At 62.5% G+C, this 25,730-nt stretch carries 27 protein-coding genes and 2 tRNA genes; 19 read left to right on the top strand and 10 right to left on the bottom strand.

The window, feature by feature from the left end:
* Window positions 1-63 precede the first annotated feature (63 nt).
* Entirely contained in the window at window positions 64-1,941 is a 1,878-nt protein-coding gene (locus NKH06_RS21730) for an ABC-F family ATP-binding cassette domain-containing protein (RefSeq protein ID WP_023812615.1), read from the top strand.
* A gap of 244 nt (window positions 1,942-2,185) precedes the next feature.
* Here NKH06_RS21730 and NKH06_RS21735 read toward each other — a convergent pair whose 3' ends face one another.
* On the bottom strand, window positions 2,186-2,524 hold the full coding sequence (locus NKH06_RS21735) for a winged helix-turn-helix transcriptional regulator (protein WP_023812614.1): 339 nt from the start codon (window positions 2,522-2,524) through the stop codon (window positions 2,186-2,188).
* Window positions 2,525-2,659: 135 nt separating this feature from the next.
* Here NKH06_RS21735 and NKH06_RS21740 point away from each other — a divergent pair, with 135 nt between their 5' ends.
* The 3 genes from NKH06_RS21740 (at window position 2,660) to NKH06_RS21750 (ending at window position 6,225) form a co-directional block, all read left to right on the top strand.
* Complete coding sequence (locus NKH06_RS21740) at window positions 2,660-3,733, top strand: NAD(P)-dependent oxidoreductase (protein WP_352893923.1); 1,074 nt, start codon at window positions 2,660-2,662, stop codon at window positions 3,731-3,733.
* Complete coding sequence (locus NKH06_RS21745) at window positions 3,622-3,981, top strand: GFA family protein (RefSeq protein WP_502914504.1); 360 nt, start codon at window positions 3,622-3,624, stop codon at window positions 3,979-3,981. The genes NKH06_RS21740 and NKH06_RS21745 overlap by 112 nt, the downstream gene beginning before the upstream one ends.
* Window positions 3,982-4,116: 135 nt before the next feature.
* On the top strand, window positions 4,117-6,225 hold the full coding sequence (locus NKH06_RS21750; RefSeq protein ID WP_023812610.1) for a molybdopterin-containing oxidoreductase family protein: 2,109 nt from the start codon (window positions 4,117-4,119) through the stop codon (window positions 6,223-6,225).
* 137 nt (window positions 6,226-6,362) lie between these two features.
* Here NKH06_RS21750 and NKH06_RS21755 read toward each other — a convergent pair whose 3' ends face one another.
* The 3 genes from NKH06_RS21755 to NKH06_RS21765 all read right to left on the bottom strand — a co-directional run bounded on the left by NKH06_RS21755 (window position 6,363) and on the right by NKH06_RS21765 (window position 8,908).
* Entirely contained in the window at window positions 6,363-6,866 is a 504-nt protein-coding gene (locus tag NKH06_RS21755; protein ID WP_128305355.1) for a hypothetical protein, read from the bottom strand.
* A gap of 313 nt (window positions 6,867-7,179) precedes the next feature.
* Window positions 7,180-8,322 (bottom strand): flavin-containing monooxygenase, encoded by a 1,143-nt coding sequence (locus NKH06_RS21760; protein WP_023812609.1) that lies wholly within the window; start codon window positions 8,320-8,322, stop codon window positions 7,180-7,182.
* Between the two features lie 76 nt (window positions 8,323-8,398).
* Window positions 8,399-8,908: an Lrp/AsnC family transcriptional regulator gene (locus tag NKH06_RS21765; RefSeq protein ID WP_196815338.1), complete on the bottom strand. Its 510-nt coding sequence runs from the start codon at window positions 8,906-8,908 to the stop codon at window positions 8,399-8,401.
* A 75-nt stretch (window positions 8,909-8,983) separates the two neighbouring features.
* Between NKH06_RS21765 and NKH06_RS21770 the strand changes: the two genes are divergently transcribed.
* The 10 genes from NKH06_RS21770 to NKH06_RS21815 all read left to right on the top strand — a co-directional run bounded on the left by NKH06_RS21770 (window position 8,984) and on the right by NKH06_RS21815 (window position 18,015).
* Window positions 8,984-10,192, top strand: coding sequence for a diaminopropionate ammonia-lyase (locus NKH06_RS21770; RefSeq protein ID WP_023812607.1), 1,209 nt, complete (start codon window positions 8,984-8,986; stop codon window positions 10,190-10,192).
* Window positions 10,189-11,415 carry a Zn-dependent hydrolase gene (locus NKH06_RS21775; RefSeq protein ID WP_352773935.1) on the top strand — a complete coding sequence of 409 codons (1,227 nt, stop codon included), beginning with the start codon at window positions 10,189-10,191 and terminating at the stop codon, window positions 11,413-11,415. Before NKH06_RS21770 ends, NKH06_RS21775 begins: the two co-directional genes overlap by 4 nt.
* Before the next feature lie 11 nt (window positions 11,416-11,426).
* A complete protein-coding gene (locus NKH06_RS21780; RefSeq protein ID WP_352893926.1) occupies window positions 11,427-12,599 on the top strand; it encodes a M20 aminoacylase family protein in 1,173 nt (390 codons plus the stop codon).
* Window positions 12,600-13,087: 488 nt separating this feature from the next.
* On the top strand, window positions 13,088-13,261 hold the full coding sequence (locus tag NKH06_RS21785; RefSeq protein WP_023812604.1) for a hypothetical protein: 174 nt from the start codon (window positions 13,088-13,090) through the stop codon (window positions 13,259-13,261).
* 89 nt (window positions 13,262-13,350) lie between these two features.
* The gene (locus tag NKH06_RS21790) at window positions 13,351-15,444 is read left to right on the top strand and encodes an ATP-dependent helicase (protein ID WP_352893928.1); all 2,094 of its coding nucleotides are present in this window, start codon (window positions 13,351-13,353) and stop codon (window positions 15,442-15,444) included.
* Between the two features lie 19 nt (window positions 15,445-15,463).
* Window positions 15,464-16,243, top strand: a complete 780-nt coding sequence (gene dapB, locus NKH06_RS21795; RefSeq protein ID WP_352723352.1) for a 4-hydroxy-tetrahydrodipicolinate reductase — start codon at window positions 15,464-15,466, stop codon at window positions 16,241-16,243.
* Between the two features lie 397 nt (window positions 16,244-16,640).
* Window positions 16,641-16,844, top strand: coding sequence for a DUF680 domain-containing protein (locus tag NKH06_RS21800; RefSeq protein WP_128305363.1), 204 nt, complete (start codon window positions 16,641-16,643; stop codon window positions 16,842-16,844).
* Between the two features lie 47 nt (window positions 16,845-16,891).
* Window positions 16,892-17,095 carry a DUF680 domain-containing protein gene (locus NKH06_RS21805; protein ID WP_128305364.1) on the top strand — a complete coding sequence of 68 codons (204 nt, stop codon included), beginning with the start codon at window positions 16,892-16,894 and terminating at the stop codon, window positions 17,093-17,095.
* Window positions 17,096-17,142: 47 nt separating this feature from the next.
* Window positions 17,143-17,370: a DUF680 domain-containing protein gene (locus NKH06_RS21810; protein WP_023812599.1), complete on the top strand. Its 228-nt coding sequence runs from the start codon at window positions 17,143-17,145 to the stop codon at window positions 17,368-17,370.
* A gap of 411 nt (window positions 17,371-17,781) precedes the next feature.
* The gene (locus NKH06_RS21815) at window positions 17,782-18,015 is read left to right on the top strand and encodes a DUF680 domain-containing protein (protein ID WP_023812598.1); all 234 of its coding nucleotides are present in this window, start codon (window positions 17,782-17,784) and stop codon (window positions 18,013-18,015) included.
* Window positions 18,016-18,066: 51 nt separating this feature from the next.
* On the opposite strand, the gene NKH06_RS21820 is transcribed toward NKH06_RS21815, so the two are convergent.
* The 3 genes from NKH06_RS21820 to purM all read right to left on the bottom strand — a co-directional run bounded on the left by NKH06_RS21820 (window position 18,067) and on the right by purM (window position 20,558).
* Window positions 18,067-18,573, bottom strand: coding sequence for a SixA phosphatase family protein (locus tag NKH06_RS21820; protein WP_023812597.1), 507 nt, complete (start codon window positions 18,571-18,573; stop codon window positions 18,067-18,069).
* A gap of 195 nt (window positions 18,574-18,768) precedes the next feature.
* Entirely contained in the window at window positions 18,769-19,482 is a 714-nt protein-coding gene (purN, locus tag NKH06_RS21825) for a phosphoribosylglycinamide formyltransferase (protein ID WP_023812596.1), read from the bottom strand.
* The gene (purM, locus tag NKH06_RS21830) at window positions 19,479-20,558 is read right to left on the bottom strand and encodes a phosphoribosylformylglycinamidine cyclo-ligase (protein WP_023812595.1); all 1,080 of its coding nucleotides are present in this window, start codon (window positions 20,556-20,558) and stop codon (window positions 19,479-19,481) included. Before purM ends, purN begins: the two co-directional genes overlap by 4 nt.
* A 239-nt stretch (window positions 20,559-20,797) precedes the next feature.
* Between purM and NKH06_RS21835 the strand changes: the two genes are divergently transcribed.
* Genes NKH06_RS21835 through hdaA form a run of 3 tightly spaced genes read left to right on the top strand, consistent with a single transcriptional unit; the run spans window position 20,798 to window position 23,235 of the window.
* Entirely contained in the window at window positions 20,798-21,355 is a 558-nt protein-coding gene (locus NKH06_RS21835) for a CDP-alcohol phosphatidyltransferase family protein (protein ID WP_023812594.1), read from the top strand.
* Window positions 21,327-22,529, top strand: a complete 1,203-nt coding sequence (locus NKH06_RS21840; RefSeq protein WP_352723385.1) for an AI-2E family transporter — start codon at window positions 21,327-21,329, stop codon at window positions 22,527-22,529. The genes NKH06_RS21835 and NKH06_RS21840 overlap by 29 nt, the downstream gene beginning before the upstream one ends.
* Before the next feature lies 1 nt (window position 22,530).
* Window positions 22,531-23,235: a DnaA regulatory inactivator HdaA gene (gene hdaA, locus NKH06_RS21845; protein WP_023812592.1), complete on the top strand. Its 705-nt coding sequence runs from the start codon at window positions 22,531-22,533 to the stop codon at window positions 23,233-23,235.
* A gap of 15 nt (window positions 23,236-23,250) precedes the next feature.
* Here the strand turns inward: hdaA and NKH06_RS21850 are convergent, their stop codons facing one another.
* Window positions 23,251-23,532: a hypothetical protein gene (locus NKH06_RS21850; RefSeq protein WP_023812591.1), complete on the bottom strand. Its 282-nt coding sequence runs from the start codon at window positions 23,530-23,532 to the stop codon at window positions 23,251-23,253.
* A 101-nt stretch (window positions 23,533-23,633) separates the two neighbouring features.
* A tRNA-Pro gene (locus tag NKH06_RS21855) sits at window positions 23,634-23,710 on the bottom strand.
* Between the two features lie 140 nt (window positions 23,711-23,850).
* Here NKH06_RS21855 and NKH06_RS21860 point away from each other — a divergent pair.
* Window positions 23,851-24,156, top strand: a complete 306-nt coding sequence (locus tag NKH06_RS21860; protein ID WP_023812590.1) for an ETC complex I subunit — start codon at window positions 23,851-23,853, stop codon at window positions 24,154-24,156.
* 47 nt (window positions 24,157-24,203) lie between these two features.
* Window positions 24,204-24,280, top strand: a tRNA-Arg gene (locus tag NKH06_RS21865).
* A gap of 76 nt (window positions 24,281-24,356) precedes the next feature.
* Here NKH06_RS21865 and NKH06_RS21870 read toward each other — a convergent pair.
* Window positions 24,357-25,400, bottom strand: coding sequence for a tyrosine-type recombinase/integrase (locus NKH06_RS21870; protein WP_352893931.1), 1,044 nt, complete (start codon window positions 25,398-25,400; stop codon window positions 24,357-24,359).
* Window positions 25,401-25,730 lie beyond the last annotated feature (330 nt).

Here is a 25,730-nt window from a genome sequence, read left to right on the forward strand (position 1 = left end):
TTGTGCGGCCAACTGGCCCGCAAGGCCTTGCGAAGCGTTGATGTCCGGTGCAAAAGCGCGGCCATGCTGATCATCAACGACCTATCGCTCCGCATGGCCGGACGCTTGCTTCTCGACCATGCCTCGCTGACCTTGCCGGCCGGCACCAAGGCCGGCCTTGTCGGCCGCAACGGCACCGGCAAGACGACACTGTTCAAGGCCATCACCGGCGATTTCCCGTCCGAGACAGGATCGATCAGCCTGCCGAAGAGCACCCGCATCGGCCAGGTGGCGCAGGAAGCGCCGGGCACCGAGGATGCGCTGATCGAGATCGTGCTCAAGGCCGATCTCGAACGCACGGCGCTGCTCGAAGAAGAAAAGACGGCGACCGATCCGCACCGCATCGCCGACATCCATATGCGGCTGGCCGATATCGACGCGCACTCAGCCGAATCCCGCGCCGCCACCATTCTCGCCGGCCTCGGCTTCGACGACGCTGCCCAGAGGCGTCCGGCATCGTCCTTCTCCGGCGGCTGGCGCATGCGCGTGGCGCTCGCTGCGGTGCTGTTTGCCGAGCCCGACCTTCTGCTGCTCGACGAGCCGACCAACTATCTCGATCTCGAAGGCACGCTGTGGCTGGAAAACTATGTGTCGAAATACCCGCACACAGTGCTCTTGATCTCGCATGACCGCGACCTGCTCAACCGCGCCGTCAACTCGATCGTCCATCTCGACCAGAAAAAGCTGACCTTCTGGCGCGGCGGCTACGACCAGTTCGAGCGTCAATATACAGAGCAGAAGGAATTGCAGGAGAAGGGCCGGGTCAAGCAGGAGGCCGCCCGCAAGCACATGGAATCCTTCGTCGAGCGGTTCCGCGCCAAGGCCTCCAAGGCGAGACAGGCGCAGTCGCGCATCAAGGCGCTGGAAAAGATGAAGCCGATCGCGGCCCTCGTGAACGATTCGGTGCGGCCGTTCTCCTTCCCCGAGCCGGTGAAGACGGTGGCCTCGCCGATCGTGGCGCTGAACAACGTCAATGTCGGCTACACCGAGGGTCAGCCGATCCTCAAGAAGATGACGCTGCGCATCGACGCCGACGACCGCATCGCGCTGCTCGGCGCCAACGGCAACGGCAAGTCGACCTTCGCCAAATTGCTGTCGGGCCGGCTGAAGCAGGAGAGCGGCACCATGACGGTGGCGCCCGGGTTGAAGGTGGCGATCTTTGCCCAGCATCAGCTCGACGATCTCCGGCCGGACGAAAACGCCTACGAGCATGTCCGCCGGCTGATGCCGGAGGCCCCGGAATCGAAGGTACGCGGCCGCGTCGCCCAGTTCGGCCTCACGACCGAGAAGATGAACACCGCCGCCAAGGATCTGTCGGGCGGCGAGAAGGCGCGGCTGCTGATGGGGCTGTCGGCCTTCGAGGGCCCAAACCTGTTCATCCTCGACGAACCGACAAACCATCTCGACATCGACAGCCGCGAATCGCTGATCCATGCGCTGAACGAATTTCCCGGCGCCGTCATCCTGATCTCGCATGATCGCCATCTGCTGGAGGCAACCGCCGACCGGCTGTGGCTGGTCAAGGACGGCGCGGTCAACCCGTATGACGGCGACTTGGAAGACTACAAGTCGCTGGTCACCGGCGTCTCCGGCGACCGCCGCGGCAAGCGCGAGGCCGACAAGGCGTCAAAAGCCGACCGCCGCCGCGATGCAGCGGCACGCCGCGCCGCCTTCGAGCCGCTCGCCAAGGAGATCCGCGCCACCGAAGCGCTGATGGACCGCATTCGCAAGCGAATCGACGGCATCGAGGACGAACTGTCCAATCCGGCGGTGTACGAAAAGGATCCCTCGACGGCGACCCGGCTGGCCAAGGAGCGCTCGCAACTGGCCCAGACACTGGCCGGCCACGAGGAAAAATGGCTGACCATGTCGGCCGAGTATGAGGAAGGCACGGCGGAGTGAGCAGCCGGCTATGCAAGCGAATTCATCGTGCCAGCCGCACGATGAATTGCCTGTGAACGCCGGGACGGTGTAGAGTAGCGGCGGATCCGGCAGATGGCTGAAAGGCCTGTGGCACAGATGCACTTGCTGCGGCTATTTTGCTCGACCGGACGACGCTGCCCGGCATCTATTGCCGCCTTTGGCGTTTAGAAGCGGACCGCGGATCACAAACTCTTCCGCGACCATGCACGAGTTCCTGCTTTTTTCAGGCGGCTTTCCGCTCGTCTTTCCATGTCTCGTGCCGCTTTCCCCATGCCGACATAGCGGTGACCGCATCGTTCAGACTCATGCCCAGGGTCGTGACCGAGTATTCCACGCGTGGCGGTACCTCGTCATAGGCGCGCCGGCTGACGAGTCCGTCGGCCTCCATCTGTCGCAATTGTTGCGCGAGCATCTTCTCACTGATTCCAGGCAACCGCCGGTGCAGTTCGGCGAAGCGGTGCGGCCGCAGGTGCAATTCCCACAATAGCGAGGTTTTCCACTTTCCGCCGATTGCCTGCATCGCGGCGGCAAAGCCGCAACTGTCTGGCTCCTTGCTCCTCATGTGACAACTCCTGACATGATTCCAATAGCTTACCTCAAGGTGCGTACTTCTCAACACAGCAAGAATATATATCTTTGGATCAGCGCGCCAAACACAAACCAATCCCTCGTCGAGAGGGCTATCGGAGAAGTCACCATGAAATCCAATGTCTGCGTGCTCGGCGCGGGCCGCATGGGCTCGTCCATCGTTCGAACGTTGCTCGACCGAAATTATCCAACATCCGTGTGGAATCGCACTGCAGCCAATTGCCAGCCCCTGGCTGCTCTTGGCGCGAGGTTGGCCTCTTCAGTAGAGGACGGAATCCGGTCGGCCGATGTCTTGATCATAAACGTTCTGCATTATGCCGCCAGCGATGCGCTGCTCAAGCAGCGCAATGTCGCTTCGGCGCTGGCCGGCAAAGCCGTCATACAACTCACCTCCGGCTCAGCGCGTTTGGCGCGGGAGGAGGCGCGCTGGATCGAAGCGCATGGCGCCGGCTATCTGGACGGCGCGATCCTGGCGACTCCGGATTTTATTGGCAAACCGGACACCGCATTGCTGTATTCAGGATCCCACGCCGTCTACGAAGCGAACAAGACCCTGCTTTTTGCCCTTGGTGGCGGCACGAGTTATGTCGGCGAGGTGCCTGGCCAAGCCTCCGCGCTTGACACCGCGCTGCTCACCCAGATGTGGGGCGGGCTGTTCGGCGCGCTCCAGGGCATGGCTGTCGCCGAGGCCGAAGGTCTCGATCTGGATACGTTCAGGAGCCATCTGTCCGCATTCAAGCCGGTTGTCGATGCCGCTTTGTTCGATGTGGTTGACCGGACAAAGGCGCGCCTCTTTGCCGGCGACGACGCAACGCTCGCGTCATTGGGCGCCCACTACAGCGCCTTCCGGCATCTTCTCGAAGCATGCCAGGAGCGAGGTCTTGACGCGGCCATGCCGCGCGCAATGGACGGGATTTTTCAGCAGGCGCTCTCGCGCGGGCGCGCGGATGATGATTTTTGCATCTCTCTCACCCCTGTTTGGAAATGGCTCGCCCCGTCCGGGCAGGGAGCCCGCGAATGCGTGATGGCAAGACAGAGCGAAGGGCGACCTGCTCGTGTCGCGGCGCGGAACTGGTTCTCGCCGGAGAGCCTCGGCGCGTCTATGCCTGCAGTTGCCTGGAATGCCAGAGATGCACCGGGGCAGCGTTCTCATACCGAGCCATCTATGCCGACTCCGCCATAGTCGCCCAGAAAGGCGAGACGAAATCCTGGCGACGAACCGGTTCGTCGGGGCAATGGCTGGAGCAGACATTTTGTACCACATGCGGATCGATCGTCTTCATGCGTGCAGAAGGCCTGACGGAAGCGCTGTCGGTATCTGTCGGCTGTCTGGAGGACCTGGAATTTCCGGCTCCGGCAATTCTCCATTGGCCCAACAGGAAGCACAAATGGCTCTGCCTGGAAGGCGTGCCCCTGGCGGAAGTCTCCTGAAGCAGACTGCCCCAGCATTGAGTGGCCGATCGGCTTCTTCCAAAGAGGAGAAGGCAGGGGGCTTGCTCGCCGAGGCAAAACCGTGCGCCGCATCTGGCCCTACACGCGGCGTTCTGAACCCGTTAGTCTTGCAGAATGAACCAGCACGCGCACCTCCGCATCGGCCATTCGGCCTGTCCGCATGATTGCCCCTCGACCTGTGCGCTCGAGGTCGAGCTGCTCGACGGCAAGCGCATCGGCCGCGTCCATGGCGCCAAGTCCAACAGCTACACGGCCGGCGTCGTCTGCGCCAAGGTCGCGCGTTATGCCGACCGCGTCCACCACCCCGACCGTTTGCTGAAGCCGCTGATCCGCGCCGGCGCCAAGGGCGACGGCGCCTGGAAGGAAGCAAGCTGGGAGGCGGCGCTCGACCTCGTCGCCGAAAAATTCATCGCGGCCGAGGAGAAATACGGCTCGGAGACGGTCTGGCCCTATTATTATGCCGGCACGATGGGACTGGTGCAGCGTGACGGCATCGACCGGCTGCGCCACGCCAAGAAATATTCGGGCTTCTTTGGTTCGATCTGCACCAATCTCGCCTGGACCGGCTGGATGATGGGCGCCGGCGCCTTGCGCGGGCCGGACCCGCGCGAGATGGCGAAATCCGACTGCGTGGTGATCTGGGGCACCAATGCGGTGGTGACGCAGGTCAACGTCATGACCCACGCCATCAAGGCGCGCAAGGAGCGCGGCGCGAAGATCGTCGTCATCGACGTCTATGAGAATGCGACGATGAAGCAGGCCGATCTCGGCCTGGTGCTGAAGCCGGGCACCGATGGCGCGCTGGCCTGCGCGGTCATGCATGTCCTGTTCAGGGAAGGCATGGCCGATCGCGCCTATCTCTCGAAATACACCGACGACCCGAAGGGGCTGGAAGCGCATCTCGAGACGCGCACGCCGGAATGGGCGGCCGGGATCACCGGCTTGACGGTCGCCGAGATCGAGGCCTTCGCCCGCCTCGTCGGCACGACGAAAAAGACCTATTTCCGCCTCGGCTACGGCTTCGCGCGCCAGCGCAATGGCGCCGTCAACATGCATGCAGCGTCCTGCATCGCGGCTGTCACCGGCAGCTGGCAATATGAGGGCGGCGGCGCCTTCCATTCCAATTCCGGCATCTTCAAGCTCAACCAGGATGTGCTGGAAGGCACGAAGATGCGCGATCCTTCGATCCGCCATCTCGACCATTCGCGCATCGGCCCGGTGCTGATGGGAGCCAGCGACGCGCTCTATGGCGGCCCGCCGGTGACGGCGATGCTGATCCAGAACACCAACCCGGTGAATGTTGCACCGGAGCAGCGGCTGGTGACGCAGGGTTTTATGCGCGACGACCTGTTCACTTGCGTGCATGAGCAGTTCATGACCGACACGGCCAAGCTTGCCGATGTCGTGCTGCCGGCGACGATGTTCCTCGAGCACGACGACGTCTACAAGGGCGGCGGCAACCAGCACATCACGCTCGGCCCGAAGCTGATCGAGCCGCCGGACGGGCCGCGCACCAACCATTTCGTCATCGAGCAATTGGCTGATCGCCTCGGCGTCGCCGATCGCCCGGGCTTCGGCCTGACCGAGCAGCAGCATATCGACATTATCCTGGGCAAGCGCGGGCTGGGCAGCTTCGACAGCTTGAAGGAAGAAAAGTGGGTCGACCTGCAGCCGGATTTCGACACCGCGCATTTCATCAGGGGATTTGGCCATGCGGATGGAAAATTCCGCTTCCGTGCCGACTGGACGGGACAGGCAGCGCCCAATCGGCCGCCGAAAAGCATGGGCCTGTTCGGCCCGGTGGCGCGGCTGCCGGAATTTCCTGATCATGTCGATCTGATCGAGGTTGCCGACGAGGCGCACCCGTTCCGGCTGACGACGTCGCCGGCGCGCAACTTCCTCAATTCGACATTCTCGGAAACGCCGGTGTCGAAGGCCAGGGAGGGCCGCCCGGAACTGCTTCTGCATCCCGACGATGCCGCAGCCCTTGGGTTGGCCGACGGCGATCGCGTCGAAGTCGGCAACACGCGCGGCGAAGTCGTGCTGCATGCGAAGCTGTTCGACGGCATCAAGCGCGGCGTGGTGATCGCCGAAGGCATCTGGCCAAACAGCGCCCATGAGCGCGGCGAGGGCATCAACGTGCTGACCGGCGCCGATGCGCCGGCGCCCTATGGCGGTGCTGCCTTCCATGACAACAAGGTCTGGCTGCGCGCGGCGGGGTGAGGGCGGCATAGCCGGTCAGGGATTTCCTGGTCGTGCATCTGGCGATGCGGCAACAATAGCAAGTATTGGCCGCGCGCCGTGCATAGCTGCGACGTTAATATTGTTGAGATTTCAGCGGGGGCTATGTATCGCGGAAGTTAGGAGGGATTCGAAATAATTTCGCTTTGGGATGGATGCACGTGAAGTTCATTTTCAAGAAATATTAGAATATTTTTTATTTGGTTGTTGAATGAAATCGAAATTATTAGGTGGAAAACCGCAAAAAATATGAGGTAGAAAAACATATCGGCCCCATTTTCATTGGTTACTAAGAAATATACCCATCCAAAAAAGGCTAAAATTAAAATAGGGTATGATATCAATGTCCCACTATTAGTAAATGAGCCACGTATAAAATTACCATTTTTGCCTTCAATAAACTGTGCCTTAAATGTTGTTATGTTTCTGTATACTCCAGCTTCAATCCAGAATTTCTTGTTAACTTTGTCTAAAAGCACACTGCTTACCAGGTTGCCGTGTTTTTCATTCGAATCAGAAATTTTAAAGAATAGATCTTTTTCTAATGTCTCATATTTAAAATCCCCAACCATTCTAGGGAGGACTAAAATTCTTAGGAAATTGCTATATCTGGGAGATTTCATGAAGCGCCGCTTGCTCTCTTTTACCAAATAAGAGGTTTCGCATAAACTCCCAATTTAAAGCTACGATTTTGTACCAGAGCTTTGCAACACCCTTTAGCGGGCTTTGCGTCATCTCACCACCATCACCCAATATTCTGGCTCTTCCGGCCGTGGCTGGCGTTTTTCCCATTCGACCGTAAATCCGGCTCCAGCTAGGGCCGCCCCCGCCCCAAACCAGGATCTCTAAAACACGATGGCGCTTGTCGCCGCCAAGCTGACGAAGGAGATTGCCAGCATGATGCTGACGACTGCGCTGGGATAGGCAGACCGCAGATCAAACCGGCAGGATTTCAGCCGCCTTGTTTCGGTCTCGTCGGAGGCTGATGTCGTCGGCGATCTGCTCTGCCTCGATCGAGATTTCGCGCAGCAATCCGGTGACCGGATTGTGAAACCCAATCAGATAAAGACCGAGGTCCGAAGCCCTCGCATTGACGCCGCTACCGCCTGGCTGGACGCCGGGCTCCAGCAATCTGGCATAGCCCGGCCGGAAACCGGTGGCGAAGATGATCGCATCGAACGCGCCATGCTTGCCATCGACAAAACGGGTGCCTTGTTCGGTGATCTCGGCAATATCGGGTGTGACCTTGATCGCGCCTTCGCGGATCTTGCCGACCGTACCGATATCGATCGTCGGGATGCGCGACGAGAGCGCGATCTGCTGCAGCATTCCTTGCCGCGGCCGCTTCAGCCCATATTTCCCCAGCCTGCCCAACGCCAGATCGAGAATGATAGGGAACAAGGCATCGTTTATGCGTTGCGGCATCAGGCGAGCCGCCATGCCGATCATCTGGATGGGCACGCCGAGCAGCTCGCGCGGCACGATATGGACGCCGCCGCGCACCGAAATCGTCGGTCGCGCACCGCCTTCCACCAGATCGAGCGCAATCTCGGCGCCGGTGTTGCCCATGCCGACGATCAGAACCGACTGGCCGGCAAAAGGCATGGCGTTGAGATAGTCGGCGCTATGCAGCCTTTTGCCCCTGAAGGCATCGGCGCCGGCAAATCCGGGCATCAGCGGCTCCGCGTTGTTGCCCGACGCGATCACCACGTTTGAAGCGTGCAGGGGGCCGGTTGTCGTGTCCACGAGCCAGCTTCTGCCTCGCCGGCTGATCGCCCGCACCGTTTCTCCAAATCTGGGCCGCAGATCGAAGCGTTGCGCGTAGGCATCGAGATATGAAGCGAACAGATCGCGCGGCACATAGCGCGGATACTCCCTGGGAAAGGGCACGAAGGGCAGCGACGAATAGCGTTTGGTCGTGTGCAAATGGACGCGCTCATAGTGGCGTCGCCACGCGGGTGCGGCCTGCTCCTCTTTTTCGAGCAGGACGAAATCCTGCCCTGCCTGCCGCAGGCACGCGGCAATGGCCAGGCCCGCCGGCCCGGCACCGATAATCGCAACTGGTGTGGTGTCGTCCAAGCGCGCCTCCCCCGACAAATTCGCTTCCGGAGAATGGCAAAAGCATGGCAGCCGGAGCCTGCCATGCCTGCAACGCTCAGCCGGGCAAGGGCACCGTCAACCCGACCTTGACCCTGTCCATCGCAACAAACGTGCGGAACTTGCGGACATTGTTGCTGTCGAAGAACAGTTTTCGCGTCAGCGCTTCATAAGCGCCCATGTCGGCCACGGTGATGACCAGGATGAAATCGGCCTCGCCGGTGACATAGTAGCATTGCTGGATTTCAGGGGTCGCCGAGAATTGCCGCTTAGCCGCGTCGATCAGTTCGGCGCGTTCGCTCTCGAGTTCCACCTCGACGAAGATGGTGATCGGCTGGCCGACCGCCGCCGGCTCGATCACCGCGACATTGCCGGCGATGACGCCGGTCTGTTCCATGCGCTTGATGCGGCGCTGCACCGCCGGCGCCGACAGGTTCACAGCTTCGCCGATCAGCCGCTGCGGCGTCGTGTTGTCGCGCTGCAGGATGGCAAGGATGGCGAGATCGAAACTGTCGAGCGAGGGCGGGATTGCAGGCAATGAGATATTCCTGACGAAACAAATTTGCATTCGGGAGGCCATATTACAGCGCTCCTTGCGCCGATCCTGCAATATATTCTCGCTGAATGCCAAGGAGGCCTGCCAGTGTTCCTGCTCAACCGCAATGCTTTGCATCGCCTGCCACTCGATCCAACCGATGCCGAAACTCTTGGCGTGGCCGGCGCCGACACGGTCGAGCGTTTTCTCAGCCATCGCGACAATCACCTGATGACGCCGCTGCATGCGCTGCCGGCGCTCGCCGCCGAATTCGGACTTGGCGCCGTCCACATCAAGGATGAGGGCTTTCGCCTCGGCCTCGGCAGCTTCAAGGCGCTTGGCGGCGCCTATGCCGTCTTCCGGCTGGTGCTGGAGGAGGCAGGCAGCCGGCTTGGTCGCCCTGTCGACGTGGCCGATCTCGATCGCTCTGATGTGCGGGCCGTCGCCGCGGCGATGACATTTGCCTGTGCGACCGACGGCAACCATGGCCGCTCCGTCGCGCAAGGCGCGCAACTCCTCGGTGCGCGGGCGGCGATCTTCGTCCACGCCGGCGTCAGCGAGGAGCGCATCGCCGCGATCGCCCGTTATGGCGCCGAGATGATCCGCGTTGACGGCAACTATGATGATTCGGTCAGGCAAGCTGCCCAGGTTTCGGCCGAGAAGGGCTGGACCGTTGTGTCCGACACCTCGTGGCCCGGTTATGAACGGATTCCTGGCCTGGTCATGCAGGGCTATACGGCGATCGTGCGCGAAGCCTTGCGCCAGCTCTCTCGGACGCCAACCCACGTCTTCGTGCAGGCCGGTGTCGGTGGCATTGCCGCCGCGCTGGCCGGCCATCTGGCCATCGTGCTCGGTGACGCCAGGCCGACCTTCATCGTGGTCGAGCCGGCGCGTGCCGGCTGTGTTTTTGCAGCCGCCCAGATTGGGCACCCGGTCAAAGTCGCGCACGGCCAGCCGACGGTGATGGCCATGCTTGAATGCTACGAGGCGTCGCCCGTCGCCTGGCGGGTGTTGGCGCGCGCCGCCGATGCCTTCATGACGGTGGATGAGGCCGACGCCGTCGCGGTGATGCGGCGGCTGGCACGGCCGGCCGCCGGCGATCCGGCGATCGTCGCCGGCGAAAGCGGCGGTGTTGGTCTTGCCGGGCTGATCCGGGCGATGGCCGACAACCCGACCGAGCTTGGACTGGACGGCAAATCGCGGGTGCTGGTGATCAACACCGAAGGTGCCACCGACCCGCATCGCTATGCCGAGCTGGTTGGCATGAGCCCGGCCGATGTGCTGGAAGGCAAGATGAAAGCCGAGGCAACGGCATGACCGCGATCGATGCACAGCGCCTGCTTGGCCGTATCCGCGAACTCGGTGCCGTCGGTCGCGACGGCGAGGGCAGGCTGATCCGGCTGGCCGCCTCCGACACCGACAAGCAGGGCCGCGATCTCTTCGTCGGCTGGCTGCGGCAGGTGGGGCTCGATGTCGCCATCGACCGGGTCGGCAATATTTTCGGCATCTGGCAAAGCCCGGACAACAGGGAGCAGGCGCCGCTGCTCATCGGCTCGCACATCGACACTGTCATCGATGCGGGCATCTATGACGGCTGTTATGGCGTGCTTGCCGGGCTGGAGGTGATCGAGACGCTCAAGGGATCAGGCTTTTCGCCGTCGCGTCCGGTCGCGGTCGCCGCTTTCACCAATGAAGAGGGCGTGCGCTACACTCCCGACATGATGGGCTCGCTGGTCCATGCCGGCGGCATCGATGCCGAAACGGTGCTGGCGGCTGTCGGCACCGACGGCAGCGTGCTGGGCCAGGAGCTCGCCCGCATCGGCTATGCCGGCGACCGGGAACCTGGGTTCCTCAAACCGCATGCTTATCTCGAACTGCATATCGAACAGGGGCCGGTGCTGGAGCGTGAAAGCGTGCCGATCGGCGCGGTGGAGAATCTGCAAGGCATCTCCTGGCAGCGTATCACCATAGACGGCGTCGCCAATCATGCCGGCACCACGCCGATGTCGATGCGCAACGATGCCGGCCATGCCGCCGCCCGGACCATCACCTTCCTGCTCGACCGGACCAAAGCCTCGAACGCGCCGACGGTGGCGACCGTGGGTACGATCCGCTTCGAACCGAATGCCATCAACGTCATTCCCTCGCGCGCCGTCTTCACCATCGATCTGCGCGATCCCGACGAACAGCGCCTGCAGGCGGAGGAGGCGGCGCTTGCCGCCTATCTCGAGCAGCTTGCCACCGATGGGAACGTGACGATCTCGGTCGAGCAGCTGGCCCGCTTCGAGCCGGTGATCTTCGACCTTCGCATCGTCGAGCTGATCGAGGCCGCCGCGAAGAACCGTGGCCTCGGCGTCCGGCGCATGACGTCCGGCGCCGGCCACGATGCACAGATGCTGGCGCGCATCGCACCGGCAGCGATGATCTTCGTGCCGAGCACCGGCGGCATCAGCCACAGTCCGCGCGAGCACACCGATGACGCCGAGCTTGTTGCCGGTGCCAACATCCTGCTTGATGTGGCCGCGCAACTTGTGAAGTAACAGGGCGAAAAATGTCTGAACTCGATCGCGACGCGCTGATGCGCGAGATGATTTTCTGGCGGCGCGATTTGCACGCGCACCCCGAATTCGGCTTCGAGGAGAAGCGCACCGCAGCCTTCGTCGCCGCCAAACTGCGTGAGTTCGGCCTCGACGACGTCAGCGAAGGCGTCGGCGGCACCGGCGTCGTCGGCACGCTGAAGCGCGGCAGCGGCAACCGGGCGATTGCGCTCAGGGCCGACATGGATGCGTTGCGCATATCAGAGCAGTCGGACGCATCCTACCGTTCCTGCAACCCTGGCATCATGCATGCCTGCGGCCATGACGGCCACACAACCATGCTGCTCGGCGCGGCAAAGCTGCTGGCAGGTGAGGGCGGTTTCGACGGCACCGTGCGCTTCGTCTTCCAGCCAGCCGAGGAATGGGGCAGGGGCGCGCTCGCCATGCTCGACGATGGGCTGATGCAGCGCTTTCCCTTCGACGAGATCTTCGGCCTGCACAACATGCCCGGCCTGCCGATCGGGCATTTCGAGACCCGTGCCGGCCCCATAATGTCGGCCGAGGATATCTTCGAGATCGTGCTTAAAGGGCTCGGCGGTCATGCCGCGCGACCGCATGCGGGCAACGAGACGCTGGTCGCCGCCTGCGCGCTGGTCACCAATCTGCAGACCATCGTCTCGCGCCGGCTGAGCCCGGCCGACATATCGGTGGTTTCGGTGACCGAGCTGATCACCGACGGCACCCGCAACGCTCTGCCCGGCCTTGCCCGCATCCTCGGCGATGCGCGCAGCTTCCGGCCCGAGGTCAGCGCCGAGATCGAGCGGCAAATGCGCATCATCGCCGAGGGCATCGCCGTCGCCTACAATGTCACCGCCGAGGTCAAGTACAGCAGGGAGTTCGTGCCGCTGCGCAACGATGCCGAACTGGTCGATGCGGCATTTGCCGCCGCAAGGCACGTCTTCGAACCCGGCAACATCGCCGTCGCCCGCGAGCCGATGACCGCCTCCGAGGATTTCGCCCGCTTCCTCGACCATGTGCCGGGTTGCTTCGTCTTCCTCGGCAATGGCGAGGCTTCCGCGCCGTTGCACAATTCCAGCTACGACTTCAACGATGAGGGGCTGTTGTTCGGCACGAATTTCCATGTCGCCGTGGTCAGGCAAAGGCTGGGTGGCGAGGCAGGAAGATGATCGAGTTTTGATCCCCAGGCCGCGCTCGCCGCTAGCCCAAACACCACCGCTATTGCCAACCAGCTCCGGAGTTTATTGAGATTGCGGGGATGATGGTCAAGACAAGCTTGTGACGGATCGGCGACCGATAGGGGCCGTGCGCATCGGTACGTTTTTAACAAAGATATTCCCCCAATGACGCAGGGGAAAGACTCAGCTAGCCTTACCTGTGCGGCGGACCTCATTATCCGCTTGGCCGGCGCTTCATTCCTCCTCCCAAGCGGCGCCGGCCTTCTTCCCCAAAAGCCTGTCCGGGACGCCACAGCGGCATGCGGCAGGACACGAGCCCCGCAAACGCCAAGTTCCGCCTCCGGTGCCCCGAGAATGCATCGGGAAAGCGCTGGCGAAACCCATAGCCGTCCTCCATCTTCGACTGCGCGCGTGGACGATTGGCAAGGGAACCAAAGGCGGTTTCCCCGGTTGGTTCTGCTCCAAAGGAGTGTTGCACCATGTTCCGTCTGCTCGTCGTCGGCGCCTTCGCCTATGTCACCTATCGTATCGCCAGGAAGATGGTCGAAAACGTGCCCGATACGGTCGACCCGCTGCTGTTGCCGCCGTCGCAATATGATCGCGAGACCTTGCGGCGGCAGTCGGCCGACATGGGTGTCGATCCGCAACGCTAAAGACACGGACGTCACGCTTCGGCCTGTCGAGCACGAGGCCAGCCTCGCATCGACGTTGCGAACAAAGCAGAAACGATGCTTGATGGGCGATGAACCTCGCCACTGCTGATTCGACCTTTCGGGACCCGACCGTCCAGCCTGCCTATCTCGCCCGGCTCAACGATGCCCAGCGCCAGGCAGTCGAGCACGGCGACGGCCAAATAGCCGGTCCGCTGCTGGTCATTGCCGGCGCGGGTTCGGGCAAGACCAACACGCTGGCTCACCGCGTCGCCCATTTGGTCGTCAAGGGGGCCGACCCGCGCCGCATCCTGCTGATGACTTTCTCGCGCCGCGCCGCGTCCGAAATGGCCAGGCGCGTCGAGCGTATCGCCGGCGAAGTGCTCGGCCGCGATGCAGCTGTCCTCACCGATGCGCTGACCTGGGCGGGAACCTTTCACGGCATCGGCGCGCGGCTGCTTCGCGACTATGCGCTGGAGATCGGCCTCGACCCTGCCTTCACCATCCATGATCGCGAGGATTCCGCCGACCTGATGAACCTGGTCCGCCACGAACTCGGCTTCTCGAAGACGGAAGCGCGCTTCCCCACCAAGGGAACCTGCCTTGCCATCTATTCGCGCGCCGTCAACGCACAGGCGCCGCTCAACGAGGTATTGGGTTCTGCCTTTCCCTGGTGCGCCGGCTGGGCGGAGCAACTGAAAGAACTGTTCGCCGGTTATGTCGAGGCCAAGCAGGCACAGAACGTGCTCGATTACGACGATTTGCTGCTCTACTGGGCGCAGATGGCGGCGGAGCCCGAGATAGCAGCGCATCTGGGCGGGCGTTTCGACCATGTGCTGGTCGATGAATACCAGGACACCAACCGCTTGCAGGCTTCGATCCTGATGGCACTGAAACCCGACGGCGCCGGGCTGACGGTGGTGGGCGACGATGCACAGTCGATCTATTCGTTCCGTGCCGCCGAGGTGCGCAACATCCTCGACTTCCCCAACCAGTTCGCGCAAGCCGCCGACGTCGTGATGCTGGAGCGCAATTACCGCTCCACCGAAACCATCCTGGCGGCCGCCAATGCGGTGATCGGCGAAGCCTCGGAGCGCTTCACCAAAAACCTGTGGTCGGAGCGCAAGTCGACCGACAGGCCAAAACTGGTGAGCGTGCGCGACGAGGTCGAGCAGGCCAATTTCGTCTGCGATACCATCCTGGCCGAGCGCGAGGCCGGCACGGCACTGAAATCGCAGGCGGTGCTGTTTCGCGCCTCGCACCACAGCGGCCCGCTGGAGATCGAGCTGACGCGGCGCAACATTCCCTTCGTCAAGTTCGGCGGGCTGAAATTCCTCGATGCAGCCCATGTCAAGGACGTGCTGGCGGTGCTGCGCTTCGCCGAGAACCCGCGCGACCGCGTCGCCGGCTTCCGCGTGCTGCAATTGATGCCGGGCATCGGCCCTTCGGCTGCCGCGCAGATCGTCGAGACCATGACGACGGCGCTGGACGAGGCCATGGGGCTGGCCGGCTGGCGTCCGCCGCAACGCGCGGCGGATGACTGGCCGGGCTTCGTCTCGCTCTATTCCGGCCTGCGCGCCGGCGCCAAATGGCCTGCCGACCTCGAACAGATCAGGCTGTGGTATGAGCCGCATCTGGAGCGCATCCACGAAGATGCGACGACGCGGCGCGCCGATCTCTTGCAACTTGAGCAGATCGGTTCGGGCTATGCTTCGCGCGAACGCTTCCTGACAGAATTGACGCTCGATCCGCCCGACGCCACCAGTGACCAGGCCGGGCCGCCGCATCGCGACGAGGACTATCTGATCCTGTCGACCATCCATTCGGCCAAGGGCCAGGAATGGAAGAACGTCTTCGTGCTCAACACGGTCGACGGCTGTATCCCGGCCGATCTCGGCGTCGGCACCAAGGAAGACATCGAGGAGGAGCGCCGGCTGCTCTACGTGGCGATGACGCGGGCTAAGGACAATCTCAACCTGGTCATGCCGCAACGCTTCTTTCCGCACGGCCAGGCGGCGCGCGGCGACCGCCATCTCTATGCCTCGCGCACCCGCTTCATCCCGGCTTCGATCCTGGCGGCGTTCCAGCAGGTGTCATGGCCGAGCGCACAGGTGGCACAGGGCAGGGCGGCCCGGCCGGAGGTGCGCGTCGACATCGGCGCGCGCATGCGCGGCATGTGGAAATAAATAGCCGCGGGATAGCGCCATGTCGAAACCACCGGTCAGGGTCGCCATCGCGGGTGCGCTGGGCCGCATGGGCCGCGAGATGGCGGCGGCCGTGCAGGGCGACGCGCGGCTGGCGCTCGCCGCCCGCTTCCACCGGCCGGGCAGTATCGGCGAAGGGCTGGTGAGCCGCGACGAGGCGCTTGCCGTGGCCGACGTGGTCATCGACTTCACCACGCCGGCTGCCTCGGCTGATCTGGCCAGCATTTGCGCCGAACGCGGCGGGCCGGCCCTGGTCATCGGCTCAACGGGCTTCGATGCTGATGATTCGGCTGCGATCGCCGACGCCGCGAAAACAATTGCCATCGTGCGCTCCGGCAGCTTTTCGCTCGGGCTCAACATGTTGATCGGACTGGTCGAGCAGGCCGCGCGGGCACTCGATCCCGATGACTGGGACGTGGAGATTGTCGAGGCGCATCATCGCCACAAGGTCGATGCGCCATCGGGAACGGCGTTGATGCTGGGGCATGCCGCAGCCGGCGGACGCGGCATCGATCTGGACACGGTCGCAAGGCGTGTACGCGATGGCGTCATCGGCTCGCGGCCGACCGGCGAGATCGGCTTTGCGGTGCTGCGTGGCGGCAGCATCGTCGGCGAACACAGCGTCAGCTTCTGCGCCGAGGGCGAGACCTTGACCTTGTCGCATGCAGCCGGCGACCGCATCATGTTCGCCCGCGGCGCGATCGCCGCCGCACTCTGGGTGGCTGGACGTCCGCCCGGCGAATATGACATGCGCGACGTGCTGGGTATGACCGGCCTGTAGCGGCCGGTTTGTCGTCCCGGTTGGACGTACGCACCCATATCTCGTCCGCCTCCGCACCGTAAAAAAGAATGCTGGAGGGGTCAGGTCTCTTCAAACCGAACCGTTCGGTTCGATTTCTGTTGACGGACTGTATAGCAGATGGTGAACGCTGGCTTGGTTGTCGGCCTCGTATGGTGGGAGAAGAATCTCACTAACGATTTGATTTCGAACAGTAAAATTATGACCACCGAGGCCCTGTGCCAAATTTCAAGGTCCGAATTCGAGCCGCGGGGGAACATCTTCGTGATTGGAATCCGCGGCAGGGCAAGCCCATCTCGGGGTGGTCCGAGTGACGCGAAATTCCTCCCAAGGGCACGCCCCTAGACGGACAGAACAAAGAAATACTGGAGTAAATAAAATGACCAAGATCGCTCTTACCGCCGCCGCCATCCTCGTTGCCACGAGCACTGCTTTTGCCGGCAGCGACAACTATGGCTCGGCCAACGCCAATCAGCCTGCCGTCACTGTCGACCATTCGGTCACCGCTTCGACCTCGAAGGTGACACAGACCGTCCAGGCCCCCGCTTCGCAGGGCGCTGACCGCAATCTCTTCGGCCGCTAATCGCGACTGCCGATATCAACCCAATCTTGAATTCAGGAGTAAATAAAATGACCAAGATCGCTCTTACCGCCGCCGCCATCCTCGTCGCCACGGGCACTGCTTTTGCCGGCAGCGACAACTATGGCTCGGCCAACGCCAATCAGCCTGCCGTCACTGTCGACCATTCAGTCACCGCTTCGGTCTCGAAGTCGACGCAGACCGTCCAGGCCCCCGCTTCGCAGGGCGCTGACCGCAATCTCTTCGGTCGCTAATCGCGACTGCCGCTATCAACCCAATCTTGAATTCAGGAGTAAATAAAATGACCAAGATCGCACTCACCGCCGCCGCCATCCTCGTTGCCACGGGCACCGCTTTTGCCGGCAGCGACAATTACGGCTCTTACAATGCCAACCAGCCGGTTGCGAACCAGTCCGTGTCCAACATCGACACCACGCACACCGGCTCGATCCCGAAGTCCGTGAAGACGCAGGGTGATGCCAATGCCAACGTGCCGGCTCAGTCGGGCCAGGGCATCTGGGGTCGTTGATTTTCTGAAGTCTGCGACCACAAAGAGCGGTGGGCTTTGCCCGCCGCTCTTGTTTTTTGTGCATGAGCAGGACTTCGGCCGACGGCGCCAGTGTCGGGCGCCGATCGTAATCGAACCAACTGGTTCAATTTATGTTGACGAATCGTGAACGGATGGCGAGCGCTGGCTCGACGAACCGCCGCACCGTGCGTCAGGTATCCCCCTTATAAGCGTTTGAGATCAATTGATAAAACAGGGTGAGCTCAACACCTTGGCCCACGTTCGAGGTCCGGATTTCGCGCGTGAGGGAACGTCTTCGTGATTGGAAGTCGGCGCACGAAAAACCCAGATCGAGGCTGTCCGAGCGACGCGAAATTCCTCCCAAGGGCACGCCACTAGACGGACAGGAACAGGAATACCGGAGTAAATAAAATGACCAGGATCGCTCTTACCGCCGCCGCCATCCTCGTTGCCACTGGCACCGCTTATGCCGGCAGCGACAACTATGGTTCGGACAATGTCAATCAGCCGGCCGTCACCTCGCGCGCGGTCAATGTCGACCACAGTTACACGGCTTCGACCCACAGGCTGGTCAAGCACCGCGACCTCACGCTGAGGCCCGATTCGGTCCAGCCGGAATCCGGCCAGGGCAACTGGGGAAACTGACGGCTCAAGCGGGCGTGCGGTGGGCTTGGCCTGCCGCACCTGCCATGGACGCTAGCCAAGGTCCTTCGGCCGCAGGCAATGTGTCAACCGGGCGGGGGACACGACGGACCAATCGCCTTCGAAGACCACCCGGGCCAGGGCTGCCGTCGGGAATTTCTCCTCAAGTCTCTTGAGCGCCTTGGCGTCTGACCCCGGCCCGGCAAGCTGTCTGGCCAAATGTTCCAGGCCCGGATTGTGGCCAATTACCAGCAAGCTGCCGCTTGAAGCGTCGGTTTGACCAATCTGGCTCAGAATGTCCGCCGCTGAAGCATCGTACAGCGCCTTGAATGCGATCCGGGGTGGCACGGGCAGCTCCGCCGCCACAAGCCGCCAGGTGTCGCGGGTGCGCAGTGCCGGCGACACCAGCGCCAGGTCCGGCAGCCAGCCGCGCGCCGCAAGCTCGCGTCCCATCAAGCACGCCGCCTTAACCCCGCGTTCGGCCAAAGGCCGGTCGAAATCATCGAGATCAGGGTCGTCCCAGCTCGATTTGGCGTGACGGAGGAGGAGTAGTTGTCTCATCGATGTCGGTCAGGACCAGGGAGACTGGTCAGACGAGTGCGGGCCTTTTGTTTGATCGCTTCAATGTCGAAGGGATCTAACGGGCCGCTTTCCAATCCTTCCAGCCAAGCTCTGCGCAGCCGGTCCGTTTCGGCCTGGCACCGAGTCTGATTTGGCGGTTCCAGGCTAAGTGCCGTTGTCATTCCCGATCTAGGTTCAAGGCGTGATGCGCGCCAGATGCTCGAGGTCGGCTTCCTCGCGCAGCGGATCCGGGGCCATCACCACCGAGGTGCCGTTGTCGGCATCGTCGGCAAAGTGGGCAAGCACGGTGCGGCCGGCCTCCATGCGCGCCTTGCCTTCGGCAACCAGTCCCAGCGCCAGCGGATAGAGCCGGTGTTCGGTCTTCAGCACGCGGGCTGCCAATGTATCGGCGGTGTCGCCGACCATCACCGGTACGGCCGCCTGTGCGATGATCGGACCGTCGTCCATCTCGGAGGTGACGAAGTGCACGGTGCAGCCATGGATGCGGATGCCGGCGGCCAGTGCGCGCACATGGGTGTCGAGCCCCTTGAACGCCGGCAGCAGGGCAGGGTGGATGTTGATCATGCGGCCCTGCCATCTCTGGACGAAGCCGGGGGTGAGGATGCGCATATAGCCGGCCAGCGCCACGATCTCGGCGTTGAAGGCCGCGAGCGCCGCGTCTATTGCCGCGTCATGCGCCTGCTTGCTGCCATGGTCGGCACGCGAGACGACCTGCGTGGCGATGCCGCGCGCCCTGGCGATGCCGAGCCCGGCGGCATCCGCCTTGTCGGAAATGACACCGACGATCTCGGCCGGGAACGCCGGGTCGCTGGCCGCGGCAATCAGCGCGGTCATGTTGGAGCCGCGTCCCGAGATCAGGACAACGGTGCGTTTCCTCTGCGCGCTCATAGGCCGATCGAGCCCCGATAGATGACCCCGGCGTCGCGGCGCGGCACGATGCGGCCGATCGGCGTCACCGTCTCGCCGGCCTCCTGCAGCACGGCGGCGACCTGTGCTGCCTGGCCGGATGCGACGGCCAGAATCATGCCGATGCCGCAATTGAAAGTGCGCATCATCTCTTCCGGCGCCACGCCGCCGGTCTTGGCCAGCCACGAAAACACGGCAGGAACGTCGATCGCTTCGAGGTCGAGTTCGGCCGAAAAATCCTTGGGCAGCACGCGCGGGATGTTTTCCGGGAAGCCGCCGCCGGTGATGTGGGCGAGCGCCTTGATACCATGCGTGTTGCGGATCGCCTTGAGAATCGACTTGACGTAGATGCGGGTCGGCTCGAGCAGCGCCTCGGCCAGCGTGGCCTCGTCGTTGAACGGCGCCGGATCGCTCCACGACAGACCGCTGACGGCGACGATGCGGCGCACCAGCGAATATCCGTTCGAGTGCAAGCCAGAGGAAGCCAGGCCCAGCAGCACGTCGCCTTCGACAATATCGTCGGTGGGCAGCAATTGGCCGCGTTCGGCGGCGCCCACCGCAAAGCCGGCCAGGTCGTAATCATTGCCGTGATACATGCCGGGCATCTCGGCCGTCTCGCCGCCGATCAGCGCGCAGCCGGCCTGGCGGCAGCCCTCGGCAATGCCGCCGACGATCGCGGCACCCTGGTCGGGATCGAGCTTGCCGGTGGCGAAATAGTCGAGGAAGAACAGCGGTTCGGCACCTTGCACGACGATGTCGTTGACGCACATGGCGACGAGGTCGATGCCGATTGTGTCGTGCTTGCCGGCATCGATGGCGATCTTGAGCTTGGTGCCGACGCCGTCATTGGCCGCCACCAGCACCGGGTCGGTAAAGCCCGCGGCCTTGAGGTCGAACAGGCCTCCGAAACCGCCGATCTCACCATCGGCGCCCGGCCGGCGCGTCGCGCGCACCAGCGGCTTGATCTTCTCGACCATGAGATTGCCGGCATCGATATCGACACCGGCCGCGGCATAGGTGAGCCCGTTCTTGCGCTTGTTCACGTCGCGCTTGCTCATTTCTGGTGCCCGTTCAACAATTTTCCTTGTCGCGGGCTCTTCGCATGAACGGTTTCTGTCCGCAAGGATAACGGCCATTTCGGCCCATAAAACCGTGGACAGGGCGCGCATATAGGCGCTCGTGATTGGCGAAAGCCAAGCTGAAAGCCGCTCTCCCGTGCGGGAGATCGGCAGCTTCTCTCTTGTTGCCACCTGCTATCTTCATCATCTATCTCCGACCAAGAGGAGGTGCCAAGCATTTGACCATCCCCAACCTGATCACCATCCTGCGCCTTATCCTGGTGCCGGCGGTGGTGCTGGCGATGCTGCAGGCGCGCTGGGACTGGGCTTTTGCCGGGTTCCTCGTCGCCGGCATTTCCGACGGCGTCGACGGGTTCATCGCCCGCCGTTTCAACCAGCAGTCCACGCTCGGCGCGTATCTCGACCCGGTGGCCGACAAGCTGCTGCTGGTTTCGGTGTTCGTTGTCATGAGCTTCATCGGGCAATTGCCGCTGTGGCTTGTCGTCATCATGGTGTCGCGCGACGCGTTGATCGTCTGCGCGGTGGTGTTGTCCGCCGTCATGACCCATCCGGTCGAGATGAAACCGTTGTTCGTGTCGAAGGCCAACACCGCGATCCAGATCGTGCTGGCCGCGCTTGTGCTGGGAGAACTTGCCCTTGCCGTTCACCTCGACCCGCTGAGGTCAGTTCTCATATTGCTGTCCGGGGTCTTGACCGTGGCTTCGGCCGCAGCCTATCTCGTGACTTGGCTGAGGCACATGAGCGGCTATGGCGAAGGCTCCACTCCGGACATCTGAGACAGAAGCGGCAGCGATCGAGGCCGCGGCCGCCGACACCGCCGCGTCCGCGACCTTTCGCCGCCAGATCTTCTTCTGGCTGGCCGGTGCCGCGCTGCTGGCGCTTTTCCTCTATGTTTTCAGCGCCATCCTGCTGCCCTTCGTCGCCGGCATGGTGCTTGCCTATTTCCTCGATCCCGTTGCCGACCGGCTGCAGCGGCTCGGCCTGTCCCGTTTCATGGCGACGGTGGTCATCCTCATCACCTTCCTCATCGTGCTGGTGCTGGCCTTTGTCATCCTCATTCCGGTTCTGGCCACGCAGATGGCCGATTTCGCCGGCAAATTGCCGGAATATCTGACCCGGCTGCAAAGCCTGATCACCTCGTTCGATCCGAAATGGCTGGAACAGAAGTTCGGCGTCAACGCCAATAGCTTGCGCGACGGGCTGAATTCGCTGCTGACCTCGGGCTTCGGCCTGATCACCACCGTCTTCACCTCGCTGTGGAGTTCCGGCATGGCGCTGGTCTCGGTGGTAAGCCTGTTCGTGGTGACGCCGGTGGTCGCCTTCTACATGCTGCTCGACTGGGACCGCATGGTGGCGGTCATCGACGGTTGGGTGCCGCGCGACAACGTCGCGACCGTGCGCGCCATCGCGCGTGACATCAACACCGCAACCGCCGGCTTCGTGCGCGGCCAAGGCACGCTGTGCCTGGTGCTGGGCGCCATGTATGCCACCGGGCTGACGCTGACCGGGCTGAATTTCGGCATCCTCATCGGCCTGTTCGCCGGGCTGATTTCCTTCATCCCTTATGTCGGCTCGCTGACCGGGCTGGTGCTGGCCGTCGGCGTCGCCTTCGTCCAGTTCTGGCCGGACTGGACGATGATCGTCGCCGTCGCGGTCGTGTTCTTCATCGGTCAGTTCATCGAGGGCAACATCCTGCAGCCGCGGCTGGTCGGCAAAAGCGTCGGCCTGCACCCGGTATGGCTGATGTTTTCGCTTTTTGCCTTCGGTGCGCTGTTCGGCTTCGTCGGCTTGTTGATCGCGGTGCCGGCTTCTGCGGCCGTCGCCGTGCTGGTGCGGTTCGCCATTGCCCGCTATCTCGAATCGCCGCTCTACAAGGGCCGCGGCGCGGCACCTGTGCCGCAGCTTCCAGCCGATCGCGGCGGCGGCCACCGCACGCAACCGCGTCGCTGAAGTGACTGCCCAGCCAACCGACCCGCCACGCCAGTTGCCGCTCGATCTCGGCCATGGCACCGGCTATTCGCGCGACGAACTCGTCGTCTCCGGCACCAACAACCAGGCGGTGGCGCTGGTCGACCGCTGGCCGGACTGGCCATCGCCGGTGGTGGTGCTGGCCGGTCCCGCGGGTTCGGGCAAGACGCATCTGGCCTCGATCTGGCGCGCGCGTGCCGATGCGGTTGCGGTCGACGCCAGGCGCATCGGCGACAGCATTGCCAATCTCGGCGCGCGGCCGGCACTGATCGACGATGTCGATACCGGCGCGGTCGATGAACAGGGCCTGTTCCATCTGATCAATGCGGTGCGTGGTGCCGGGTCGACGCTGCTCCTGACGGCGCGCCGCTTCCCGTCCGCCTGGGGCGTCACGCTGCCTGATCTCGCCTCACGGCTGAAAGCGGCGGCGACAGTGGAAATTCATGAGCCCGACGATCTCCTGCTCGCCGGCGTCATCACAAAACTCTTCGCCGACCGTCAGATCGAGGTCGAACCGCATGTCGTGCAGTATCTGGTCCGCCGTATCGAGCGCTCGCTGGCGACAGCGATGCGCGTGGTTGAGCGGCTCGACCGGACCGCGCTCGAACGCAAGACCCCGATCACCAGGGCGCTGGCAGCCGAAACCGTCAACGCCATGGACGAAGGGCAGGGCGAATTCGAGATTTAGCCTGAGAGGCCAGTGTCAGAGCCACATTCTGGCGAAATGACGGACCGCGAGGTAGACGGCAGAGTGAGCGGCGATATAGCCGGCGGCGACCAGCACAAACATTCCGATACTGATACGCCAGGAGCGGGAGACGACAGCGCCTGGGGCCTGCCTCGCCTGTCTGCGGCTTTCACGGTTGTTCCACATCGCCAGCGCGGCGCAGGCAATTGCCCACGTCACCATGAACGGAACGGTGATGCCGGCATAGGCAAAGTAGGCCGGTCCGAAAAGCGACACCCAGGCATCGATTCCAAGCATCTGAACCCCCTGTTGCCGAACCGGCCCGCGGCTGCCGGATGCACGACCGGAGCCGGAGCAAGTGACCATATGGCTGCGCCGGGCATTGGGCTGTGAGGGGATGGTCGGAGTGGAGAGATTCGAACTCCCGACCCTCTGGTCCCAAACCAGATGCGCTACCAGGCTGCGCTACACTCCGAACGGTCTGTTGCCTATTCATTTCGGTGGTGCATGGCAAGTGCAAAAACCCGCGAGAGCAAAAACCTTGCCGCCGTGCGCATTGCGCAGTAATGACGGGCGAAGGGTGGCGATGCTGCCTTGCACAAGAACGAGGTGGCCATGTCCGCGCGCATTTTCAGCCCAGCCAAAACCGCGATGCAGTCCGGCAAGGCCAAGACCGGCCACTGGGTGCTGGAATTCGATCCCGAGACGCGCAAGAAGATCGATCCGCTGATGGGCTATACGACGTCGGCAGACATGAGAAGCCAGATCAGGCTTAGCTTCGACACGCGGGAAGAGGCGGTGGCCTACGCCGAAAAGCAAGGGCTCGCTTTCCGCGTCGAAGAGCCGAAAGAGACCAAGCGCCGCCAGATTTCCTATGCGGAGAATTTCCGCTATGACCGCAGGACGCCCTGGACGCATTGAACGGCGCCCGGCGCCAGAATATCCAGCCGGCCCGCCGGCCGGCCAGCGGTCCCGTAGCTCAGCTGGATAGAGCACCGGCCTTCTAAGCCGATGGTCACAGGTTCGAATCCTGTCGGGATCGCCAATAATTTCAAAAGGTTACGCTTTCTTGCGATAGCTGATTTTAGGTCATTTTACAGATCATTTTACAGTTTTGTTCCTCAGAGGTTCTTTTCCATGCGGTCAATAACCGCGTCTGAGAGGCCCTGATCGGTAGCCAGATAGTGCTTTTCGAGGACTGATTTGATCTCGGCCATCGAGTGCCCTGATATGCGCGCAATGTCCTCGATGCTGGAGTTTTCCCTAGCTCTCTCGCAGATGAACGTGCCGCGCAGATCGTGATAGGTGACGCCTGCGATCTTGATCGCTTCGGAACTCATTGCCTTGCGCCATGACGTCTTGAAACCATCCTTGGTCCACGGACGTCTGCGAGAGTTGAGGCAGACCCTCATCTTGTCCTTGGGTAGTGGATCCAGCAGAGCCTTGAGGCGGGCATTAGCCAGCACCTTAAGCTTCTTCCCTGTCTTCGACTGCTGGAACATCAGATATTTGCCATCCCACTGCTTCGAGGTCATGGCCAGGATATCGCCCTGACGTTGGCCGGTGGCGAGCGCAATCTCGAAGGGCAAGAGCAGATGCAACTCCAATTTCTCGCGCACGATTGCTATCTGTTCGGCTGACCAAAGGAACTCTTTTCTGGATCCCTCGTAGAGCCGGGTGATGCCGGTGCAGGGGTTTTTGTCGATCAACTCGTCGGCGATCGCGTAAGAAAACACCTTTGAGAGGGAAAAAAGAAGTTTGTCCGCCTTACGTGGATTGGCAGAGAAGCTGCGATGCCACTGCCTGATTTCGGCCTTCATACCCTTCCCCTGTGTCAGCTTGACCGGCAGACTGGGCCACTCCTTCTGGATTAGTTTGAAGGCATAGAGGTGGGCCGCTTGGCTAGTTTCGGCAAGCGCTAGGAAATCGGGATTGCGAGCACGCTCTGGCCCGGTGAAATACTCGATCAAGGTCTCGATCGTGTCGACCTTTCTGGTCGCAGCCTTCTCTTCTTCCCTCAATCGTGCGTGCTCGGCGGCGAATGCCTCGGTATGAGGTTTTTGCCTCATTTGCGGGCCGCCACGCCAAGCGTAGTAATAGACCCTGACCGAACCATCTGCCAGGCGCCGCTTGACCTTGTGGATCCCCCTTATCTTGATCAACACGAGTCCTATCCCTCCAATTTGTTGTGCTCATCCGAAGAACCAAGGCTTCGGGAGAACATTTGTAGTCAAACTTTCGCTGGCTCCCGCATGGCAAATGGCGGAGTTCGGAGAACTACGTCTCCGACATTAGCGCCGATGAGATTCTGGGCTTGTCTCTGTGAGATGGCAAGGGAGCGGTTCATTTACGCACGCGCGTTCCTCGCAGCGATGCGACGTCCATGACGTCCTTGCTGACATCCTGGCCGAAGGCGCCGGCGATGCCCGTCACACACAAACTGGTCGAGCTCGCGCTGCAAGAAGCCGCCGGCGCTGGTCCTGTCCTCGATGTCG

Source organism: Mesorhizobium sp. M1342 (genome assembly GCF_040317955.1).
In the GTDB taxonomy this organism is placed as follows: domain Bacteria; phylum Pseudomonadota; class Alphaproteobacteria; order Rhizobiales; family Rhizobiaceae; genus Mesorhizobium.

Coding starts and splice junctions, on each gene's coding strand:
- NKH06_RS21785 (WP_023812604.1), top strand. CDS start 13,088: ATGTTCCGTCTGCTCGTCGTCGGCGCCTTCGCCTATGTCACCTATCGT.
- NKH06_RS21805 (WP_128305364.1), top strand. CDS start 16,892: ATGACCAAGATCGCTCTTACCGCCGCCGCCATCCTCGTCGCCACGGGC.
- NKH06_RS21765 (WP_196815338.1), bottom strand. CDS start 8,908: ATGCAAATTTGTTTCGTCAGGAATATCTCATTGCCTGCAATCCCGCCC.
- NKH06_RS21850 (WP_023812591.1), bottom strand. CDS start 23,532: ATGCTTGGAATCGATGCCTGGGTGTCGCTTTTCGGACCGGCCTACTTT.
- NKH06_RS21780 (WP_352893926.1), top strand. CDS start 11,427: ATGTCTGAACTCGATCGCGACGCGCTGATGCGCGAGATGATTTTCTGG.
- NKH06_RS21820 (WP_023812597.1), bottom strand. CDS start 18,573: ATGAGACAACTACTCCTCCTCCGTCACGCCAAATCGAGCTGGGACGAC.
- NKH06_RS21730 (WP_023812615.1), top strand. CDS start 64: ATGCTGATCATCAACGACCTATCGCTCCGCATGGCCGGACGCTTGCTT.
- NKH06_RS21740 (WP_352893923.1), top strand. CDS start 2,660: ATGAAATCCAATGTCTGCGTGCTCGGCGCGGGCCGCATGGGCTCGTCC.
- NKH06_RS21815 (WP_023812598.1), top strand. CDS start 17,782: ATGACCAGGATCGCTCTTACCGCCGCCGCCATCCTCGTTGCCACTGGC.
- NKH06_RS21860 (WP_023812590.1), top strand. CDS start 23,851: ATGTCCGCGCGCATTTTCAGCCCAGCCAAAACCGCGATGCAGTCCGGC.
- NKH06_RS21800 (WP_128305363.1), top strand. CDS start 16,641: ATGACCAAGATCGCTCTTACCGCCGCCGCCATCCTCGTTGCCACGAGC.
- NKH06_RS21755 (WP_128305355.1), bottom strand. CDS start 6,866: ATGAAATCTCCCAGATATAGCAATTTCCTAAGAATTTTAGTCCTCCCT.
- NKH06_RS21750 (WP_023812610.1), top strand. CDS start 4,117: ATGAACCAGCACGCGCACCTCCGCATCGGCCATTCGGCCTGTCCGCAT.
- NKH06_RS21790 (WP_352893928.1), top strand. CDS start 13,351: ATGAACCTCGCCACTGCTGATTCGACCTTTCGGGACCCGACCGTCCAG.
- purM (WP_023812595.1), bottom strand. CDS start 20,558: ATGAGCAAGCGCGACGTGAACAAGCGCAAGAACGGGCTCACCTATGCC.
- dapB (WP_352723352.1), top strand. CDS start 15,464: ATGTCGAAACCACCGGTCAGGGTCGCCATCGCGGGTGCGCTGGGCCGC.
- purN (WP_023812596.1), bottom strand. CDS start 19,482: ATGAGCGCGCAGAGGAAACGCACCGTTGTCCTGATCTCGGGACGCGGC.
- NKH06_RS21810 (WP_023812599.1), top strand. CDS start 17,143: ATGACCAAGATCGCACTCACCGCCGCCGCCATCCTCGTTGCCACGGGC.
- NKH06_RS21775 (WP_352773935.1), top strand. CDS start 10,189: ATGACCGCGATCGATGCACAGCGCCTGCTTGGCCGTATCCGCGAACTC.
- NKH06_RS21735 (WP_023812614.1), bottom strand. CDS start 2,524: ATGAGGAGCAAGGAGCCAGACAGTTGCGGCTTTGCCGCCGCGATGCAG.
- NKH06_RS21840 (WP_352723385.1), top strand. CDS start 21,327: ATGGCGAAGGCTCCACTCCGGACATCTGAGACAGAAGCGGCAGCGATC.